Genomic DNA, 17,428 nt, shown 5'->3' with positions numbered 1-17,428 from the left:
GACGGCGCCGTCGACGGGAGCGGTGCGTGGCGCGCACGGCGGCTGAGCGGCGGCTGAGCGGCGGGTCAGTGCGTGGACGCACCGGCCGCGAGCCGCCCGACGAGCAGCTCCAGAGCGGCGGTCACCGCCCCGTGACGGATTGTGGCACGGTCCCCCGACAGCCGCGGCGAACTGACCAGACTTCCCCCCGGGCCGGCCACCGCGAGGTGTACGGTGCCCACCGGCTGCCCGTCCTGGGGCCCCGGCCCGGCCACCCCCGTGGTCGCGAGCCCGTACGTGGCCCCCAGCAGCCGCCGCACGCCCTCCGCCATCTGCCGGGCCACCAGCGGGTGGACCGGTCCGTGCACGGCCAGCAGGCCCTCGTCGACGCCGAGCAGCGAGGCCTTCAGCTCGGTCGCGTACGCGGTGACCGACCCGCGGAAGGTCGCGGACGCCCCGGGGACGTCGACCAGCGCGGCGGCCAGCAGCCCGCCGGTGAGCGACTCGGCGACCGCCACCGTGCTGCCCTCCCCGCGCAGCGCGGCGTGGGCCTTCAGCGCCGACTCGTGCTCCACCCCGAACCCCACCCCGTTCGCCTCCCTCACCTGCCCGCGTGCTCCGCGGCCAGCCCCTCACGGCGCAGGCGCAGCGCCTGCCCGACGTAGTCCAGCGCGGTCCCGACGGTCAGCAGCACCGCCAGCGTCATCAGCACGGCCCGGGCGGTGGCCAGCCAGCCGGTCAGCTCCAGCACGTACATGCCGACCGCGATGCCCTGGGTGAGCGTCTTCAGCTTGCCGCCCCGGCTGGCCGGGATGACCCCGTACCGGATCACCCAGAACCGCATCAGGGTGATGCCCAGCTCGCGGGCCAGGATGACGATCGTGACCCACCAGGGCAGGTCGCCCAGCACCGAGAGGCCGATCAGCGCGGCCCCCATGATCGCCTTGTCGGCGATCGGGTCGGCGATCTTCCCGAAGTCGGTGACCAGACCCTTGCGGCGGGCCAGCTCGCCGTCGAACAGGTCGGTGATCATCGCGACCGCGAACGAGGCCCAGGCCACCGCGCGCCACTTGGGGTCGTGGCCGCCGTCCGCGAAGAGCAGCGCCACGAAGACCGGCACCAGCAGCAGCCGGAGCATCGTGAGCATGTTCGCGATGTTCCAGATCCCCGGCGCCGGCGGCGCCGCGGCCGCCGGTCTGCCCGGGTGAGCCGCAGCGGGGGCGCCGGGGCCCTTGGTCATTCCCCGGCTCCCGGGGCCTGGCGGACCCGGACCTGCTCCAGCGCCTCGGCGACCAGGTCGACGCCCTCGCTGGCGACCACCCGGGCCCGGTAGAACCGGCCGACCTCCGGGTCCGTCACACCGGTGAGCGTGGTGAGGCCGTCCGTCTCGGGGGCCTGGTGGGCGGCGCGGCCCTCGACCAGGTCGCCGTCGACGGACTCGATCAGCACCTCGACCTCGGTGCCGATCCGCTGCTCGGCCCGCTGGGCGGTCATCTCCTCGGCCAGCCTGGAGAGCCGGTTCAGCCGGTCCGCCACCATGTCCTCGGGCAGCTTGCCGTCGAAGGTCGCGGCCTCGGTGCCGTCCTCGTCCGAGTAGCCGAAGACGCCGATCGCGTCCAGGCCGGCGTGCGTCACGAACCGCTCCAGCTCGGCGAAGTCCTCCTCGGTCTCGCCGGGGAAGCCGACGATGAAGTTGGAGCGGGCACCGGCCAGCGGGGCCTTGCCGCGGATGGTCCCGAGCAGTTCGAGGAACTGGTCGGTGGAGCCGAAGCGCCGCATCCGGCGCAGCACCGCGGGCGCCGAGTGCTGGAAGGAGAGGTCGAAGTAGGGCACCACGTCGGCGGTGTCGGTCATCGCGTCGATCAGCCCCGGCCGCATCTCGGCCGGCTGCAGGTAGGAGACCCGGACCCGCTCGACGCCCTCGATCGCGGAGATCTCGGTGAGCAGCGTCTCCAGCAGCCGGATGTCACCGAGGTCCTTGCCGTAGGAGGTGTTGTTCTCGCTGACCAGCACCACCTCGCGGACGCCCTGCGCGGCCAGCCACTGGGCCTCCTGCAGCACGTCGGAGGGGCGGCGCGAGATGAACGAGCCGCGGAAGGCCGGGATGGCGCAGAAGGAGCACCGGCGGTCGCAGCCCGAGGCGAGCTTCACGGAGGCGACCGGGTTGTCGTCCAGCCGCTTGCGCAGGGTGCGCGGCCCGGAGGCCGGGGCGACGCCCTCGGGCAGGTCCTCGGGGGCTCCGTGGCCCGGGAGGGCGACCTCGGCGGCGGCGGCCTGGCGCTCGACCGGGCTCAGCGGCAGCAGCTTGCGGCGGTCGCGCGGGATGTGCGGGGCGTGGTGACCGCCCGAGAGGATGGTCTGCAGGCGGTCGGAGATGTCGGAGTAGTCGTCGAAACCGAGCACGCCGTCCGCCTCGGGCAGCGCGTCGGCGAGCTCCTTGCCGTACCGCTCGGCCATACAGCCGACCGCGACGACGGCCTGGGTGCGGCCGTGCCCCTTGAGGTCGTTGGCCTCCAGCAGGGCGTCGACGGAGTCCTTCTTGGCGGCCTCGACGAAGCCACAGGTGTTGACGACGGCGACATCGGCGTCGGCGGCGTCGTCGACCAGCAGCCAGCCATCGGCCTCCAGTCGCCCGGCGAGTTCCTCGGAGTCCACCTCGTTGCGGGCGCATCCGAGCGTGACAAGGGCGACAGTACGGCGTTCAGGCATAGGGCCAAGATTAACGCGCGGCCTCCGGTGCCGTTCGCCCCGGAGGCCGCGCGCCTCGGATTACCAGATCTTCACCGGGGCGCACGGCCCCTGCGATCAGCCCGCCTGCGGGTCGCCGGGGGTGTACGTGACGTGCACCACCTGGCCGTTCTTCCCCGCCGGACCGAGGTCCTTGCCGTTGACGTACACGTGCACGGCCCCCGCGTTGCCGATCACCAATTTGATCTGCTTGGGGTCGGTGAAGGTCTGGTCCTGGCCTTCCTCGATGTTGTTCTGGAACAGCGACTTGCCGGTGCCGTCCAGTGCCGAGACCCAGCTGGTGTCCTTCTCGGCGACCAGCTTCACCGTGACCTTGTCGGCCGGTGCGGCCGCGATCGCCGCGGCGCTGGGCGCCGGGGCGGGCGGCTGGACACTGGGCGAGGCGGCGGGGGCGACCGAGCCGGTGCCGGAGCCGCTGGGCAGCGGCGCGCTGGCCGAGCCCGTGCTGGACCCGCCCGTCTTGCCGCTCACCAGGTTGAAGCCGATCAGGGCGACCACCGCGAAGATCGCGGCCACCATCGCGGCCGTCCAGTTCGGCCGGCCGCGGCCGGGCACCTTGATCGGCCCGCTGTCGATCAGCTGGGTGGGCCGCTTGCCGGCGGGGGCGCCGCCGTGCGCGGCGTCGTACCGCGCCACCAGCGCCTCACCGTCCACACCGACCGCACGGGCGATGGCGCGGATGTGGCCACGGGCGTAGAAATCGCCACCGCATCGGGCGAAGTCGTCCTCCTCGATGGCATGCACGATCGGCACCCGGACCCGGGTGGCGGTACTCACCTGATCGACCGTGAGTCCGGCGTCGATCCGGGCGACGGACAGCACGCGGCCGATGCTCGGGGCATCGGCCGCGTGCTCCGCGCCGCCGGACAGCTCGGCGGACGACGGGGCGTTCTCGCGGTCGGGGGACTTGCCGATGGTCACGGGGCACGCCTTTCGAGCGGATGGCCACCTGCTGGAGAACAGTCTAGGGGCGCGGGTGGATCGTTTCTCAAGCGGAACAGGACCGAATGCGCACGCCCGCCCGAGTGGGGTTCCGATCGGCCGCTGAACGGCCGTCAGAGCGCGGGGCCGCCGTCACCGGAGGCTGTTCCTTCCGCCCTGTGACGCGGTGCGCGTCCGATCGGTTCCGCACACCGCGCCTACCCTCCTCCGAACGAGTGAACACCCCGGAAGGGCCCGCTTCGTCAGGTGCGGCCGGTCAGCCGCGGATGCCGAAGATGACCCCGTCCAGCTCGTCCGGTTTCACCAGCACGTCGCGGGCCTTGGAGCCCTCGCTCGGGCCGACGATGCCGCGGGACTCCATCAGGTCCATCAGCCGGCCCGCCTTGGCGAAACCGACCCGCAGCTTGCGCTGGAGCATGGAGGTGGAGCCGAACTGGGTGGAGACGACCAGCTCGGCGGCCTGGATCAACAGGTCCAGGTCGTCGCCGATCTCCTCGTCGATCTCCTTCTTCGGCCCGCCGCCGACCGTCACGTCGTCCCGGTAGACCGCCGTCAGCTGGTCCTTGCAGTGCTGGACGATCGCGGCGATCTCCGCCTCGGTGACGAACGCGCCCTGCATCCGGACCGGCTTGCTCGCGCCCATCGGGAGGAAGAGCGCGTCGCCCTTGCCGATCAGCTTCTCCGCGCCCGGCTGGTCCAGGATGACCCGGGAGTCGGCCATCGCCGAGGTGGCGAACGCCAGCCGGGACGGCACGTTGGCCTTGATCAGTCCGGTCACCACGTCCACCGAGGGCCGCTGGGTGGCCAGCACCAGGTGGATGCCGGCCGCCCGGGCCAGCTGGGTGATCCGGACCACCGAGTCCTCGACGTCGCGCGGGGCGACCATCATCAGGTCGGCCAGCTCGTCGACGATCACCAGCAGGTACGGGTACGGGGTCAGCTCGCGCTCGCTGCCGAGCGGCGCGGTCACCTTGCCGGCCTTCACGGCCGCGTTGAAGTCGTCCACGTGGCGGAAGCCGAAGGCGGCGAGGTCGTCGTAGCGCAGGTCCATCTCGCGCACCACCCACTGGAGGGCCTCGGCGGCCTTCTTGGGGTTGGTGATGATCGGCGTGATCAGGTGCGGGATGCCCTCGTACGCCGTCAGCTCGACCCGCTTGGGGTCCACCAGCACCATCCGCACCTCGTCCGGCGTGGCCCGGGCCAGCACCGAGGTGATCAGGCAGTTGATGCAGGACGACTTGCCCGCGCCGGTCGCGCCGGCCACCAGGATGTGCGGCATCTTGGCGAGGTTGGCCATCACGGTGTGGCCCTCGACGTCCTTGCCCATGCCGACCACCATCGGGTGGGTGTCCTCGGCGGCCGTGCGCGAGCGCAGCAGGTCCCCGAGGTTGACCATCTCGCGGTCCCGGTTGGGGATCTCGATGCCGACCGCGGACTTCCCCGGGATCGGGCTGATGATCCGCACGTCCGGGCTGGCCACCGCGTACGCGATGTTCTTGCCGAGCGCGGTGATCCGCTCCACCTTGACGGCCGGGCCCAGCTCGACCTCGTACCGGGTGACCGTCGGCCCCCGGGTGAAACCGGTGACCCTGGCATCCACCTTGAACTCGTTGAAGGTGCCGGTGAGCTGGGCCACCACCTCGTCGTTGAGGGCGCTGCGGGCCTTCGCGGGGCCGCCGCGCTCCAGCAGGTCGAGCGGGGGGAGCGTGTAGGTGACGTCGCCGGAGAGCTGGAGCTGCTCCATCCGGACCGGCGCCGGACCGTGCTCCTCGGGGGCGGCCGGCCCGCCGCCGCTGCGGGCCGGCGGGACGGCGGCCTCCTCCGGCGTGGCGGTGCGGTCCTGCACCTGGTGCATCATGTCCGCGACCGCCGAGGAGGCGGGCACACCGTAGACCAGCGCGCCGTCCAGATCGGCGGCGGCGCCGGCGGCCAGGTCCCGGGTGGCGTACGGGTCCTCCGGCCCGGTGCCGAACGGGTCCTTGGTGAGCATGTCGGGCACGCCCGAGGACAGCTCGGGGTCGTCCAGCTGCTTGCGCCGGCGGCGGCGCCGGCGGGCCGCGACCTCGTCCGGCGGAGTGCCGCCGTCGGCCTCCACGGTGAACGGCAGGGCCGCGGGGTCCGCGTCCTCCGGAGGCTCGGTGGAGAACTCACGCTCCGGCGTACGCCCCTCGGCGAACGCGTCCTGCGGACCGGGCTCGACCACGCCGAGCCGCACCCCGGCGGCGCGCAGCCGCTCGGGGATCCGGTTGACCGGGGTCGCGGTGGTCACCAGCAGGCCGAAGAAGGCCAGCAGCAGGAGCAGCGGCACCGCGAGCGGCGGTCCGGCCGCGGCCATCATCGGGGTGGAGACGGCCCAGCCGACGATGCCGCCGGCCGCCCTTATCCGGGTCGCGCCGCTGCCCATCATGGGCGCGCCGCACCCGATGTGGACCAGACCGAGCACGCCGACCACCAGCGCGCTCAGACCGATCATGATCCGCCCGTTGGCCTCCGGCAGCTCCGGGTGGCGCATCAACCGGATCGCGACCGTCGCCAGCAGGAACGGCACCAGCACGTCCAGGCGGCCGAAGAGTCCGGAGACCACGTTGGTGGCCGCCTCGCCGAGCCAGCCCTGCGGGCTGAACCAGGTACCGGCGGCGGTGACCAGCGCGAGCGCGAACAACAGCAGCCCGATGCCGTCCTTGCGGTGCGCCGGGTCCAGGTTCTTGGCGCCGTCGCCGAAGCCCCGGAAGACCGCGCCGACCCCGTGTGCCAGACCGAGCCAGACGGCCCGGACGGCCCGGAAGAGTATCGGCCGCGGTGCCGGCGGGGCGGGCGGGGCGGGCTTGGCCGCCGCCTTCTTCGCCGGGGCGGCCTTCTTGGCGGCCGCCTTCTTCGCGGCCGGCTTGGCCGGAGCCTTCGCCGCGGCCTTCTTGGACGGGCCCGGACTCGAGTTGCGTGCCGCGCTTCCGGGCGTACGTGTGGCCATGGCTCAGCAGCCTACCGGGGCCGACCACCTGTGCCCATGCGCCGAGCCGGGGTGCCCCGACGTGTCGCAGACACACCGTCACACCGGTCCGGTTTCACCCGGACGGGTGATCGCGGGCCGCCGCTACTCCACTCCGGGGCGCAGCGCGTCCAGCGCCCGCCGCAGACCCGCCAGCTTGCGCTCCAGGTGCACCGCGGTGGCGGCCACCCCGCCGTCCTCGGTGCCGTCCAGCTGCTTGACGAGCGCCTCGGCCTGCTCCTCCACCGAGGCCAGCCGCGCCGACAGCTCGCCGAGCAGCGCACCGCCGATGGCCGGCTGCTCGCCGCCCGCCTCCAGTTGCAGCCGCAGCAGCGCGGCCTGCTCCTTGAGCTGGCAGTTCTTCATGTAGAGGTCGACGAAGACGGAGACCTTGGCGCGCAGCACCCACGGGTCGAAGGGCTTGGAGATGTAGTCCACCGCGCCCGCCGCGTAGCCGCGGAAGGTGTGGTGCGGCCCGTGGTTGATCGCGGTCAGGAAGATGATCGGGATGTCCCGGGTGCGCTCGCGCCGCTTGATGTGGGCGGCCGTCTCGAAGCCGTCCATCCCGGGCATCTGGACATCCAGCAGGATCACCGCGAAATCGTCGGTGAGCAGCGCCTTGAGCGCCTCCTCACCGGAGGCCGCGCGCACCAGCGTCTGGTCCAGCGCCGAGAGGATCGCCTCCAGCGCCAGCAGGTTCTCCGGCCGGTCGTCGACCAGGAGGATCTTCGCCTTCTGCATTAGGGCCCGCCCTCCTGTCGCCTGCCTGCCTGGGGAAGGCACTCGCACACTGCCCACCACTACCCCGGTCATGCTAGCCGCACCCCCTCGCCCGGCACATCGCCCCGTCGCAACCTGATCCGGGGCAACGCGCACCCAGTGCCCCGGCGCACGCTCACCAGCGAGTTGCCATCCGGTCACTGTTCGCAACGATCGGTGACCCTACCGGGTTCCCGCCCCTCCCCGCCAGCAAACCGCGCCCCGAAAGGCGCGAACCCCGGAGCGGGCTCCGGGGTTCGCGCCCCCGGGCTCGGTGGATCACCGTGCCCGGGGCGCCGCGGCTCGTCTGCGAAGGACCGGGTTAGGCCTTCCGTGCCGTCAGCCGCTCCCGCATCACCGTCAGCAGGTGGTCGGTCTCGACCGGCTTGGTGATGTGGTCGGTGGCACCGGCCTCCAGGGACTTCTCCCGGTCGCCCTTCATCGCCTTGGCCGTCAGCGCGATGATCGGCAGCCCGGCGAACTGGGGCATCCGGCGGATCGCCTCGGTCGTCGCGTACCCGTCCATCTCCGGCATCATGATGTCCATCAGGACCAGCGCGACGTTCTCGTGCTGCTCCAGCATCTCGATGCCCTCACGACCGTTCTCGGCGTACAGGACGGTCAGGCCGTGCTGCTCCAGGACGCTGGTGAGCGCGAACACGTTCCGGACGTCGTCGTCCACGATCAGCACCTGCTGGCCGTCGAAGCGGATGTCCGTCCGGGAGGGCTGGCGGGCCGCCTGGCCGCCGACCGGCAGCCGGCCCTCGACGGGAGCCTCCAGGGCGGCGCGGCGGCGCTCGACGGCACCGCGGCGGCGCTCCTCGGCGAGTTCGCGGACCTCCTGGGCCCAGTGGTCGGCCGGGTTCTCGCCGACCGGGACGGGCGTGCCGGCCGGGGTCATTCCGACCGAGGCGCGGATCGACGGGGCGTTCGGCGCGGACGGCGGGGCGATCTCCCCGGCCTCGGTGCGCAGCGGCAGGTAGAGGGTGAACGTGGAGCCCCTGCCCAGCTCGCTCTCGGCGTGGATCTCGCCGCCGAGCAGCCGCGCGATCTCCCGGCTGATCGAGAGCCCGAGGCCGGTACCGCCGTACTTGCGGCTGGTGGTGCCGTCGGCCTGCTTGAAGGCCTCGAAGATCTCCCGGAGCTTGTTCTCCGGGATGCCGATGCCCGTGTCGGAGACCGAGAAGGCGATCAGCGGGTCGTCCGGCCCCGTGATCGCGCCGGCCTCCAGCAGCCGCTCCCGGACGTGCTGCGGGACGTCGGGGCCGGCCGGGCTGATCGAGAAGTCCACCGCGCCGGAGTCGGTGAACTTGACCGCGTTGGAGATCAGGTTCCGCAGCACCTGCTGGAGCCGCTGCTCGTCGGTGTGCAGGGTGACCGGCAGCGCCGACGAGACCCGGACGGCGAAGTCCAGGTTCTTGTCCAGCGCGACCGGCTGGAAGGTGGCCTCCACGTAGTCGACCAGCTGGACCAGGGCGATCCGGGCCGGGCGGACGTCCATCTTGCCCGCCTCGACCTTGGAGAGGTCCAGGATGTCGTTGATCAGCTGGAGCAGGTCGGACCCGGCACCGTGGATGGTGTCGGCGAACTCGACCTGCTTGGGCGAGAGGTTGCCCTCGTTGTTGTCGGAGAGCAGCTTGGCCAGGATCAGCAGCGAGTTGAGCGGGGTGCGCAGCTCGTGCGACATGTTGGCGAGGAACTCGCTCTTGTAGCGGGAGGCCAGCGCGAGCTGCTCGGCGCGCTCCTCCAGGACCTGCCGGGCCTCCTCGATCTCACTGTTCTTGATCTCGATGTCGCGGTTCTGCTGCGCGAGCTGCTCGGCCTTCTCCTGCAACTCCTCGTTGGTCCGCTCCAGTTCTTCCTGGCGCGCCTCCAACTCGGCCGACCGCATCGAGAGTTCGGCGGTCAGCCGCTGGGACTCCAGCAGCAGCCCCTCGGTCTTGGTGTTGACGCTGATGGTGTTGACCGTGACGCCGATCAGGTCGGCGATCTGGTTGAGGAAGTCCAGCGCGACGGTGGTGAAGGAGCTGAACGTGGCCAGCTCGATCACGCCCAGCAGCCGGCCCTCGAACAGCACCGGCAGCACCACGATGTGGGCCGGCGAGGCCTCCCCCAGCCCCGAGGCGATCTTGAGGTACCCGGGCGGGGCCTCCTTGAGGATGATCGAGCGCTTCTCCACCGCCGCCTGGCCGATCAGCGACTCACCGGGCCGGAAGGTGGTCGGCATCGCCCGCCGCTGGTAGCCGTAGCTGCCGATCAGCCGCAGCACGGTGTCGTTCTCGTCGTCGTCCTCGGTGATCAGCTCGGCGGTGCGGCCGGCCGGCTGGGCCAGGAAGAACGCGCCGTGCTGGGCCGAGACCACCGGGGTCAGCTCGGTCATGATCAGCGAGGCGACCGCCTCCAGGTCCCGGCGGCCCTGCAGCAGCCCCGAGATCCGGGCCAGGTTGGTCTTCAGCCAGTCCTGTTCCTGGTTGGTCCGGGTGGTCTCGCGCAGGTTGGCGATCATCTGGTTGATGTTGTCCTTGAGCTCGTCGAGCTCACCGGACGCGTCCACGTCGATCCGCAGCGAGAGGTCACCCCTGGTCACCGCGGTGGCGACCTGCGCGATCGCGCGCACCTGCCGGGTCAGGTTGTTGGCCAGCTCGTTCACCGACTCGGTGAGGTCCTGCCAGGTGCCGTCCACCCCGGGCACCCGGGCCTGCCCGCCGAGCCGCCCGTCGGTGCCCACCTCGCGGGCCACCCGGGTCACCTCGTCGGCGAACGACCCCAGCTGGTCGACCATGATGTTGATGCTGGTCTTGAGCTCCAGGATCTCGCCGCGCGCGTCCACGTCGATCTTCTGCGACAGGTCGCCGCGGGCCACCGCCGTGATCACCAGCGCGATGTTGCGGACCTGGCCGGTCAGGTTGTTCGCCATCAGGTTGACGTTGTCGGTCAGGTCCTTCCAGATGCCGGCCACGCCCGGCACCCCGGCCTGGCCGCCCAGGATGCCGTCGGTGCCCACCTCGCGGGCCACCCGGGTCACCTCCACCGCGAAGGCGGAGAGCTGGTCGACCATCGTGTTCAGGGTGCCGGCCAGTGCCGCCACCTCGCCCTGCGCCTCGATGGTGATCTTCTTGGAGAGGTCACCGCTGGCCACCGCGGTGGCGACCTCGGCGATGTTGCGCACCTGACTGGTCAGGTTGGAGGCCATGAAGTTGACGTTGTCGGTCAGGTCCTTCCAGATGCCCGACACCCCGCGCACCCGGGCCTGGCCGCCCAGGATCCCCTCGGTACCCACCTCGCGCGCCACCCGGGTCACCTCGTCGGCGAACGCCGAGAGCTGGTCGACCATGGTGTTGACGGTGGTGACCAGCTCCAGGATCTCGCCGCGGGCGTCCACGGTGATCTTCTTGGAGACGTCCCCGCGCGCGACCGCCGTGGTCACCTCCGCGATGTTGCGGACCTGGCTGGTCAGGTTGTTGGCCATCAGGTTGACGCTGTTGGTCAGGTCCTTCCAGGTGCCGGAGACCCCCGGCACGCTCGCCTGACCGCCGAGGATGCCCTCGGTGCCGACGTCCCGGGCGACTCTGGTCACCTCGTCCGCGAAGGCCCCCAGCTGGTCCACCATCGTGTTGATGGTGTTCTTCAGCTCCAGGATCTCGCCCCGCGCGTCGACCTGGATCTTCTGCGAGAGGTCGCCCTTGGCCACCGCGGTCGTCACCTGCGCGATGTTGCGCACCTGATCGGTGAGGTTGTTCGCCATGAAGTTGACGTTGTCGGTGAGGTCCCGCCAGACCCCGGCCGCGCCCGGCACCTGCGCCTGACCGCCCAGCCGGCCCTCGGTACCGACCTGGCGGGCCACCCGGGTCACCTGCTCGGCGAAGCCGGAGAGCTGGTCCACCATCGTGTTGATGGTGTTCTTCAGCTCCAGGATCTCGCCCCGCGCGTCGACCTCGATCTTCTGCGAGAGGTCTCCGCGCGCCACCGCCGTCGTCACCTGCGCGATGTTGCGCACCTGGCCGGTGAGGTTGTCGGCCATGAAGTTCACCGAGTCGGTGAGGTCCCGCCACACCCCCGCGACGCCCGGGACCTGCGCCTGACCGCCGAGGCGGCCCTCCGTCCCCACGTCCCGGGCGACCGTGGTGACCTGCGCGGCGAAGCCGTTGAGCTGGTCCACCATGGTGTTCACGGTGTTCTTCAGTTCCAGCATCTCGCCGGCCACCTCGACCGTGACCTTGCGCGACAGGTCGCCCTTGGCCACCGCCGTCGTCACCTGCGCGATGTTGCGCACCTGCGCGGTCAGCCGGCCGGCCATCGTGTTGACCGAGTCCGCCAGGTCCTTCCAACTGCCCGAGACGCTGCGCACCTTGGCCTGGCCGCCCAGCTTGCCCTCGGTGCCGACCTCGCGGGCCACCCGGGTCACCTCGTCGGTGAACTCCGACAGCTGGTCCACCAGCCCGTTGACCGTCCGGCCGATCTTCAGGTACTCGCCGCGCAGCGGGTGGCTCACCCCGTTGCTGTGCAGCGAGCGCAGTTCCATCTTCTGGTCCAGGTCGCCCTCGGCGATCGACGCCAGCACCCGGCCCACCTCGGCCATCGGCCGGGCCAGATCGTCGATCAGCGCGTTGCAGTTGTCGACGGCCGCCATCCAGGCGCCCTCGCCGGCACCGGTCTCCAGCCGCTCGTTCAGCCGGCCCTCACGACCCACCGCACGCCGGACCCTGGCCAGTTCGCCGGTCAGGTGCTGGTTGCGCTCGGCGACCTCGTTGAACACCGCGGCGATCTCGGCCAGCGGACCGTCGCCCGGCACCGTCAGCCGGCGCCGGAAGTTGCCGTCGCGCATCGCGGTCAGCGCGGCCAGCAGCTTGCGCAGCTCGGCCGGCTCCGCCCCCCGGCTGTGGTTCGCTCGCCGGCCGGCCGCGCTCCGCGGCGCGGCCCCGGACCGCACACCACGCTGGGCGGGCGGCGTCGTACCGGTTGCGTCCTTGGTGGCCGAACTCAACGGGCCCCTCCCAGATCGTGAACTGTCCGCTGCCCTCCGTGCCCCGTTTTCGGGGCGCGAAGCAGCACCGGCACGGCGCGTCAGCGTCCCGGTGACCTGGCGGCCCACCGGAACCCGCATCGACCGTACTGCTCCCACGGGCGTCACGGACCCCCCAGTCTGGCAGCACGGGCGCCGGGTATACGGCCGGTTGCGCTCGGTTGGTACCGCCCCGGCCGAAACAGGTGGGCAGAATCACCCTCAGGTGCCTGTTTCGACGCCCCGCCCCCACGGGGAACCAACCGGAAAGTAGGGTGGAGCGCTGCACCGGGCCACGACCCGCCCCAGCGCCGACGCTCACCCCGCCGGCGCACACGGGGAAGTCGGCGCCGCACCCGGACAGCCAGGGCCAGAGCAGAGGAGAAGTGGCAACGTGGTCACCGCGCGCGCAGCCGCCACCTTCGAACCCGTCGGCCGGTCGGCCTCGGCCGCCCGCTCCTTCGTCCGGGACGCGTTGCTGGGCTGGGGCCTGCCCGAAATCGTCGACGACGCGGTGGTGCTGGTCAGCGAACTCGTCACCAACGCCGTCGTGCACGCCGGTACCGCCGCCGAGGTCTGTTGCCTGCGCGAGGAGGAGACCGTCCGGATCGAGGTCACCGACCACCATCCCGAACGCGGTCTGCCGTCCTTCGCCGACGTCCCGGTCACCGCCTCCGAGCGCTACGCCGACCCCGACGGCGAAGGCGGCCGCGGCCTGTTGATGTGCTCCGCCCTCGCCGAGCGCTGGGGCGTCGAGTACTCGGCCGGCCGCAAGACCGTCTGGTTCCGTCTCGCGCTGCCCGCCCACACCACCGGCACCCGCTACGCCGTCCCCGCCACCCCCGGCAGCGAACTGCCCAGCAGCGCCGGCCCGGTCCATGTCGCGGTGGTCCAGCTCGACGACGACGGCCGGGTGCTCGCCTGGAACCCGGACGCCGAGGCGCTCTTCCAGCACCCCGCCGACACCGTGCTCGGCCGCCCCTGGGCCGACCTGGCCGTCTGGCCGCAGGGCCCCGGTACCGGCCTCGGCCTGGCCGCGACCCTCCGGCTGGCCCGCTGGGAGGGCAGCTACGGCCTGCGCCACGCCGACGGCCGGACCGTCGAGGTCTACGGCCTGCAGGTCCGCATCCGCGACACCGAGGGCGTCCCCTCCACGCTCTGCCTGCTCGTCCTCGAACCCGACCGCGCCGTGCTCCGCTCCCCCGCCCGGGCCCTGCCCGGCGACAAGCCCGACCCGACCGGTTCCCGGCTCGACCTGCTCGCCGGCCCGACCGCCACCGACGACCTGGACACCCTGCTCCAGCGCACCGTCGAACGCGCCCGGGACCTGCTCGACGGCGACGCCGCCTACCTGCTCCTCACCACCGACGACGAGACCGAGTTCGAGGTCCGCGCCGCCACCGGACTCACCTCCGGCCACCGCCGCCACACCCGCTTCCCCGTCGACACCGGCAACCGCTACGACTCCGCCCGCCTGCCGTCCGTCCACGAGGACCTCGCCACCCGGCCCACCGGCCTGCCGGTGCTGAGCGGCAGCGGCATGCGCTCGCTGCTCACCGTCCCGCTCAAGGTCGAGGGCCGGCTGATCGGCTCGCTGGGCATCGCCACTGCCGTGCCCGGCCGCTACGACAACGAGGACGCGCTGCGCCTGCAGTTCGCCGCCGACCGGGTCGCCCTGGCCATCGAGAGCACCCGGCTCACCGAGCTGGAACGGCTGCGCCGGGGCTCGCTCTCCTTCCTGGTCGAGGCCTCCGACCTGCTGGCCGGCACCCTGGAGCACGAGCAGACGCTCGCCCTGATGGCCCAGATGGCCGTGCCCACCCTCGCCTCCTGGTGCGCCGTCTACACCAACGGCGACCACGGTGCCCCGGCCTCGCTCGCCTTCGTGCTGCACGAGGACGAGGACCGTATCGACCCGCTGCGCGACCTGCTCGACAAGACCGCCGCCCCGGACTCCGGGCCCACCCACGGCGCCCGGTTCTGGGCCGCTCCGGCCGAGGCCGCGCGAGCCAGCGGGCTGACCGAGAACCCCGAACTCGCCGGCCTGCTCGGCGAGACGGTGGTCCTGCCGCTGGCCGCCCGCAACCGGGTCATCGGCCTGCTCGCGCTCGGCGTCCCGGCCGGTGTGAGGTTCCGCCAGGAGATTCTGGAACTCGCCGAGGACCTCTCCCGTCGCGCCGCCCTCGCGCTGGACAACTCCCGCCTCTACTCCGAGCGCACCGCCACCAGCCAGGCGCTGCAGCGCAGCCTGCTCCCGCCGGACCTGCCCGAGATCCCGGGCGTCGAGGTGGACGTCTACTACCAGGCCGCCGGCGAGGGCAACGAGGTCGGCGGCGACTTCTACGACCTCTTCACCATCCGCGAGGGCACCTACGGCTTCGCCATCGGCGACGTCTGCGGGACCGGTCCCGAGGCCGCCTCCGTCACCGGCCTGGCCCGGCACTCGCTGCGGCTGCTCGCCCGCGAGGGCCTGGACGCCCCACAGGTCCTCAGCCGGCTCAACGCGGCCATCCTGGACGAGGGTTCGCGCAGCCGCTTCCTCACCCTGCTCTACGGCGAGCTCACGCCCCGGGCGGACGGCAGCACCGAGCTGTCGATGGTCTGCGCCGGCCACCCGCTGCCGCTGCGCCTGCGCACCGACGGCCAGGTCGACCGGGCCGCCACCCCGCAGCCACTGCTCGGTGTGATGGAGGAACTCGACCTGACCGCCGAGCACTTGGTGCTCGCTCCCGGCGAGGTCCTGCTCTGCGTCACCGACGGCGTGACCGAGCGCCGCGAGGGCCGGCGGATGCTGGGCGACGACGGCCTGGCCGAAGTGCTCACCGGCTGTACCGGGCTGACCGCCGGCGCGGTCGCCCTGCGGGTACAGCGGGCGGTCGAGCGCTTCGCCCCGGAGCCGCCGTCGGACGACATGGCGATCCTCACCCTGCGCGTACCCACCCAGCGCCCGGGCTGATCCGGTCCGCCCGCCGGGCGGGCTCGCTTCGAGCGGCCGGGGTCTCCCGAGACCGCCGGGCCGCCGCGGTGGAACGGCTCTGCCCGACTGTGGCCCCTCCACCGGCCGACCGTGAGCGTTCCACAGCTGACGGCGCCACAAATTGTGTGATTCACAAGGGTACAAGCTGGTTCGGCCGGGTAGACCGATCTCACCGGGGAATCCCCCGGCGGGGACACGACCAGCAGTTCTCACGCTGGCCCATCATTCCGACCGCAGCCGTCGCACGCTCCTGTCGTGCGCCCTCGGCGCGGTCGCGCGCATCCACCTCATCGAACATCCTCCTGCGGTTCACAGCGCCCTGCGCGCGCCCAGAGTGAAAGGAGCCTCCGGTGAGCAACGACGCTACCGGGGCACAGAACGCCCGCTCCACCGGAGCCGACGCGGGGAACCTCGGTTACCTCGCCCTCGGCCTGACTCTCCTCGCCTACGGCCTCCTCTCCACTGGCATCTTCAGTGGCACCGGAGCCGGCGACTCGGCCCATCTCGCCCATCTCCTCGGCGGCCTCACCCTGTTCATCGCCGGCCTCTGGCAGCTCCGCAACGGCGAGGGCTTCACCGGCACCGCCTTCACCAGCCTCGGTGCCTTCTGGGCCACCTGGTCCGCGGCCGGTGGCGCCGGCAAGAACGCGGCGGGCCTGTTCCTCCTCCTCTGGGCCCTGCTCGCCCTCACCCTCACCGCCGCCGGCTGGAACGCCGGCCTGTTCAGCCGCGCGGTGTACGGCCTGCTGACGATCTCCCTGGTGCTCTCCGCCATCGCGACCTTCAGCACCTCCGGCGGCCTCGCCAAGTTCGCCGGCTGGGTCGCCGCGGCCTCCGGGCTGGTCGCCTGGTACTGGGCCACCGCGGCGCTGACCAACAGCGCGTGGGGCCGGGCCGCACTGCCGGTCAAGTAGGCGGCGCCCGACGCCGGAACGCCGGTGGGCCGGATCTCCCTGTCCGGGGAGGTCCGGCCCACCGGCCCGTCGTGCGCGCGCCCCGGTCAGCTACGGGTGGCCACGCGGTCCGTCGCCGCGGCATCAGCCACCACCACATCCGGACGGGCCGCCACCCGGCGGGTGCGCCACCGGCCGTAGCCCGCCTGGACGGCGTACGCGAAGAGCAGGATCACCACGGCCACCAGGCCGTCCGCCCAGAAGTGGTTGGCCGTGACCACCACGACCGCGACGGTCAGCACCGGGTGCACCACCACCAACCAGCGCAGCGAGCTCCGTGACACCTTGATCACCGCGACCGCGGCCAGGACGCACCAGGCCACGTGCACCGACGGCATCGCCGACAGCTGGGCGACCTTGACCATCCCGCCGACCGTGCCGCCGTACACCGACTGCCCGTACTCCGCGGCGACGTCCACGAAGCCCTCCTGCGGCAGCATCCGGGGCGGGGCCACCGGGATGAACTGCACCGCCAGACAGATCGCGGTCGTGATCACCACCGTGTTCCGCACCCACGCGTAGCGGGCACGGTGCCACACGAAGACCCAGAGCAGCACCGCGATCATCACCGTGAAGTGCATCGCGGCGTAGTAGTAGTTCGCCGCCTTCACCACCGCCGGGCAGGACGTCACGGCGGCCTGCCACGAGGCCTCGTCCGGCAGCCCGATCGCCAGCTCCGTCCGGTGGATCCAGCTCGCCCGGTCCAGCGCGTGTTCGGCACTCATCAGGGACAGGTGACCGACCAGCTGCCAGAGCGCGAACAGCGCGAGCAAGGTGCCGGCCTCCCGCAGCAACGCCGAGAGCGGCGCACGCCGCACCCGGGAAGCCGCGTACGCCCCCCCGTAGAGAGCGACCGCGGCGCCCCCGGCGGACTGCCAGGTAAGGGTCAGGTTCTGCAACGGTTCGCGCCTCTCCACCGAGCGGGTTGTGCTGGCAGAGACGTTAACGCAAAAAGACCCCCTCCCGAACGGGAGGGGGTCTTTCTGGAATGATTGTTCGGCGGCGTCCTACTCTCCCACAGGGTCCCCCCTGCAGTACCATCGGCGCTGTGAGGCTTAGCTTCCGGGTTCGGAATGTAACCG

At 72.1% G+C, this 17,428-nt stretch carries 10 protein-coding genes and 1 rRNA gene; 2 read left to right on the top strand and 9 right to left on the bottom strand.

The window, feature by feature from the left end; all coding sequences use genetic code 11:
- Positions 1-65: 65 nt before the first annotated feature.
- The 7 genes from ACIQTO_RS29105 to ACIQTO_RS29075 form a co-directional block, all read right to left on the bottom strand.
- On the bottom strand, positions 66-566 hold the full coding sequence (locus ACIQTO_RS29105) for a CinA family protein (RefSeq protein ID WP_402394282.1): 501 nt from the start codon (positions 564-566) through the stop codon (positions 66-68).
- Positions 567-580: 14 nt separating this feature from the next.
- Positions 581-1,219, bottom strand: a complete 639-nt coding sequence (gene pgsA / locus ACIQTO_RS29100) for a CDP-diacylglycerol--glycerol-3-phosphate 3-phosphatidyltransferase (RefSeq protein ID WP_402394044.1) — start codon at positions 1,217-1,219, stop codon at positions 581-583.
- A complete protein-coding gene (gene rimO, locus ACIQTO_RS29095; protein ID WP_402394041.1) occupies positions 1,216-2,688 on the bottom strand; it encodes a 30S ribosomal protein S12 methylthiotransferase RimO in 1,473 nt (490 codons plus the stop codon). The genes pgsA and rimO overlap by 4 nt, the downstream gene beginning before the upstream one ends.
- 96 nt (positions 2,689-2,784) lie before the next feature.
- Positions 2,785-3,648, bottom strand: a complete 864-nt coding sequence (locus ACIQTO_RS29090) for a helix-turn-helix domain-containing protein (protein WP_402394038.1) — start codon at positions 3,646-3,648, stop codon at positions 2,785-2,787.
- 277 nt (positions 3,649-3,925) lie between these two features.
- Positions 3,926-6,637 (bottom strand): DNA translocase FtsK, encoded by a 2,712-nt coding sequence (locus tag ACIQTO_RS29085; protein ID WP_402394035.1) that lies wholly within the window; start codon positions 6,635-6,637, stop codon positions 3,926-3,928.
- A 123-nt stretch (positions 6,638-6,760) separates the two neighbouring features.
- Positions 6,761-7,396, bottom strand: coding sequence for a two-component system response regulator (locus tag ACIQTO_RS29080; protein ID WP_402394032.1), 636 nt, complete (start codon positions 7,394-7,396; stop codon positions 6,761-6,763).
- A 340-nt stretch (positions 7,397-7,736) separates the two neighbouring features.
- Positions 7,737-12,239 (bottom strand): HAMP domain-containing protein, encoded by a 4,503-nt coding sequence (locus tag ACIQTO_RS29075; RefSeq protein ID WP_402394280.1) that lies wholly within the window; start codon positions 12,237-12,239, stop codon positions 7,737-7,739.
- 571 nt (positions 12,240-12,810) lie between these two features.
- Between ACIQTO_RS29075 and ACIQTO_RS29070 the strand changes: the two genes are divergently transcribed.
- Both ACIQTO_RS29070 and ACIQTO_RS29065 read left to right on the top strand, forming a co-directional pair.
- Positions 12,811-15,372: a SpoIIE family protein phosphatase gene (locus ACIQTO_RS29070; RefSeq protein WP_402394030.1), complete on the top strand. Its 2,562-nt coding sequence runs from the start codon at positions 12,811-12,813 to the stop codon at positions 15,370-15,372.
- A gap of 371 nt (positions 15,373-15,743) precedes the next feature.
- The gene (locus tag ACIQTO_RS29065) at positions 15,744-16,307 is read left to right on the top strand and encodes an acetate uptake transporter (protein WP_402394027.1); all 564 of its coding nucleotides are present in this window, start codon (positions 15,744-15,746) and stop codon (positions 16,305-16,307) included.
- Between the two features lie 86 nt (positions 16,308-16,393).
- Here the strand turns inward: ACIQTO_RS29065 and ACIQTO_RS29060 are convergent, their stop codons facing one another.
- Positions 16,394-17,263 carry a phosphatase PAP2 family protein gene (locus tag ACIQTO_RS29060; protein WP_402394024.1) on the bottom strand — a complete coding sequence of 290 codons (870 nt, stop codon included), beginning with the start codon at positions 17,261-17,263 and terminating at the stop codon, positions 16,394-16,396.
- 77 nt (positions 17,264-17,340) lie between these two features.
- A 5S ribosomal RNA gene (gene rrf, locus ACIQTO_RS29055) occupies positions 17,341-17,428 on the bottom strand; the annotation flags it as partial.

This window comes from Kitasatospora sp. NPDC091207 (assembly GCF_044768625.1).
Lineage (GTDB): Bacteria > Actinomycetota > Actinomycetes > Streptomycetales > Streptomycetaceae > Kitasatospora.
Note: the sequence above shows the minus strand (reverse complement) of the source record. Positions and strands in the feature narration are given on the sequence as shown.